The organism is Flavobacterium sp. UM26, from assembly GCF_057922445.1.
In genome coordinates this window covers 1-1,159 of record NZ_JBVHCY010000023.1, presented here as the reverse complement: position 1 = coordinate 1,159, position 1,159 = coordinate 1, and the positions used below count along the sequence as shown (strand labels likewise).

Sequence of the window (1,159 nt, the reverse complement as noted above, 5' to 3'; positions counted from 1 at the left end):
ATAACGTTCCGGCGCTTGGCGAGGTTGCGAGCTTCGGAACCGATTATTTTCTGTTAAAGATATAATTTCTTGCGAAATGTAAACGTGTATTTACTACAAAATTCGCAATCTTGCCAAACGCCTGTTAGCAGCTGGCATTTTTACTTTTTTAGAAATTTAGTCAAATTTTCGAAAGCACTTTTATAAGTTGAATTTTCAATTTTATTTTTTTCAACTTCAACTGTCGATTCTCCTTTTTTTAGAATAAAATTACGTTCTGTTTTGGAAAGTTCAAGTAAAATTTGAGATAACGAACTGTCGTCGTTTACTAACATTGATGTTTTCAAAGCCAGAAGTTTGGATTCTATGTTCGTTCTTTCATTAGTTAAATATTTGATTTCATCTAAATTTCTGCGATACATTTTTAAGAAGAAGAAAGAGAACAATTCTATAAATATACTAACAGTAAGTCGAGGAAGAAATTTTACCAAAAATATTGAAAGTATAATTTTTGAATCTGCATTGTTTTTTATTTCTTCATTTAGAATTTGTGTTGTGCTATCAGTTAATAATAAAGAATAAATAAGATATGTTATTGCAAATATGGTAGTTGCAAAACCAAGAGCTAAGTTAATGTTAGCAATAGAAGTAATTCTTTTGATGTCAGAATTAAAACGGTGTTTAATGTCTACAACATCTTCGATTAAAGAATTAATTTTTACATTTTCATATAAATCATTTTTGTATTTTTTTTCTACTGCTTTAACAATTTCGCTTTCTGAAAGCTCGTGTATTTTTGTTTCTAGAGTAATTTTTGAATCAATAGGAATTTCCATTTTTTGGATTTCTATAGTATCTTTTTCAATTTTTGTAACTCTATCTAATATTTCATCATAGCTTTGTTCTCTAGATTTTAAGATATTGCCTTGTAGATATAGAAAAACAATATTAGAGGCTCCAGTAAGTAACAATATCAAACCTGATATTGTAAGTCCAAATGAATATAGAGGATATTTTGGATCTTTTTCAAAAAAATAAACTCTTAAGAAATCTGCTTTAATGATTAGGATTGATAATCCTATTATAATTAAAATTAAAGATAGGGTAATTGTATAAAGTCTTGATTTCATTTGTCTAAAGTTATAGAATTTACGGTTTCTGTTAATGCTTGCTGCTAACG

1 protein-coding gene is annotated in these 1,159 nt (G+C 27.4%); it reads right to left on the bottom strand.

Features of this window, described 5'->3' with window-relative positions; translation table 11 throughout:
• Positions 1 to 140: 140 nt before the first annotated feature.
• The coding region (locus ACZ1AQ_RS15095; protein WP_489633691.1) for a hypothetical protein at positions 141 to 1,159 on the bottom strand (1,019 nt) is incomplete at its 5' end.